This window comes from Sphaerisporangium sp. NPDC051017, from assembly GCF_040683095.1.
Taxonomy (GTDB): Bacteria; Actinomycetota; Actinomycetes; order Streptosporangiales; family Streptosporangiaceae; genus Sphaerisporangium.
Window position 1 is genome coordinate 1 of the sequence record NZ_JBFBCI010000148.1, and the last position, 1,721, is coordinate 1,721.

1 protein-coding gene and 1 pseudogene are annotated in these 1,721 nt (G+C 70.6%); both read left to right on the plus strand.

Annotation, left to right across the window (positions count from 1 at the left end; all coding sequences use genetic code 11):
* Positions 1-831, plus strand: a pseudogene (locus AB0M95_RS40925) (IS21 family transposase); the annotation flags it as partial.
* The gene (gene istB / locus AB0M95_RS40930; protein WP_363777164.1) at positions 831-1,652 is read left to right on the plus strand and encodes an IS21-like element helper ATPase IstB; all 822 of its coding nucleotides are present in this window, start codon (positions 831-833) and stop codon (positions 1,650-1,652) included. The pseudogene AB0M95_RS40925 and the gene istB, both read left to right, overlap by 1 nt.
* The last annotated feature ends 69 nt before the right edge of the window (positions 1,653-1,721 follow it).

The following is a 1,721-nucleotide window of genomic DNA, read 5'->3' on the forward strand; positions in this document are numbered from 1 at the left end:
GCCGGGCATCGCGGCAGCCCGCCGGTGCTGGTCATGGTCTTGGGGTATTCGCGGTGGCTGATGGCTCGAATGCTGCCCTCCCGGAAGGCCGGGGACCTGTTTGCCGGCCACTGGGCGCTGCTGTCGGGGCTGGGCGCCGTGCCCAGGACGCTGGTGTGGGACAACGAGAGCGCGATCGGTCAGTGGAAGGCGGGCCGTGCGCAGCTGACCGCGCAGGCGCAGGCGTTCCGCGGGGTACTGGGGATCGCGATCTGGCAATGCCGCCCGGGCGATCCGGAGGCCAAGGGGCTGGTGGAGCGGGCCAACGGCTATCTGGAGACCTCGTTCCTGCCGGGGCGTGGTTTCGGCTCCCCGCACGACTTCAACGCGCAGCTGGCCGAGTGGCTGGGCAAGGCCAACGCGCGCCGTCATCGCCGTCTGGAGTGCCGCCCGGCCGACCGGCTGCACGCCGATCTGGCGGCGATGGTGGCGTTGCCGCCGGTCGCGCCGACGGTCGGGTGGCGGACCTCGACCCGGCTCCCGCGCGATCATTACGTGCGGATCGCCTCCAACGATTACTCGGTGCATCCCTCGGCGATCGGCCGGCTGGTGGAGGTCATCGCCGATCTGGAGCAGGTCAGCGTGACCTGCGGTGGCCGGCCGGTGGCCCGGCACCGGCGTTGCTGGGCGTCCCATCAGACCATCACCGATCCAGCGCATGCCAAGGCCGCCGCCGCGTTGCGCGGCGGGGCGCGGTTGCGGGCTCCCACCGCCGGCCCTCCCGAGGTCGAGGTCGAGCAGCGCCCGCTCAGCGACTACGACGCCCTGTTGACGGCCGAGGGGGTGGCCTGATGGCACGCGCGCCGGCCACGACCACCACGGCGGCCGCCGGTGGCTCACGCAACCTCCATGCCGAACTGGCGTATCTCACCCGGGTACTCAAGGCGCCATCGCTGGCGGCGGCGGTGGAACGGCTCGCCGGGCGGGCCCGGGCCGAGTCCTGGAGCCATGAGGAGTTCCTGGCCGCCTGCCTGCAGCGGGAGGTCGCAGCCCGGGAATCGCACGGCGGTGAAGCACGGATCCGCTCGGCCCGTTTCCCCGCCCGCAAGGCGCTGGAGGACTTCGACTACGACCACCAGCGCAGCCTCAAACGCGACGTCATCGCGCACCTGGGCACGCTGGACTTCGTCGCAGCCCGTGAGAACGTGGTGTTCCTCGGCCCGCCGGGCACCGGAAAGACCCACCTGTCGATCGGCTTGGGTATCCGCGCCTGCCAGGCCGGCCACCGGGTCGCCTTCGCCACCGCCGGCCAGTGGGTGGACCGCCTCGCCGACGCCCACATCCGGGGGACACTCCAAGACGAGCTGACCAGGCTGTCGCGGATCCCGGTCCTGATCGTGGACGAGGTCGGCTACGTCCCGTTCGAGCACCAGGCCGCCAACCTGTTCTTCCAACTGGTCTCCAGCCGTTACGAGCGGGCCAGCCTGATCGTCACCAGCAACAAACCGTTCGGACGCTGGGGAGAGGTGTTCGGCGACGACGTCGTCGCCGCAGCGATGATCGACCGCCTCGTCCACCACGCCGAGGTCATCAGCCTGAAGGGAGACAGCTACCGCCTCAAGAACCGCGACCTGGGCCGCGTGCCCGCGGCCGACCACAGCAACGACCAGTAACGATCAATCGCAACGGAGGGGTCAGAATTCAGACGACGCCAAGGGGTCAGCATTCAGCCGCCGTTGACA

Excerpts from the sequence above, each read along its gene's own strand:
- istB (WP_363777164.1), top strand. The coding sequence starts at position 831 with ATGGCACGCGCGCCGGCCACGACCACCACGGCGGCCGCCGGTGGCTCA.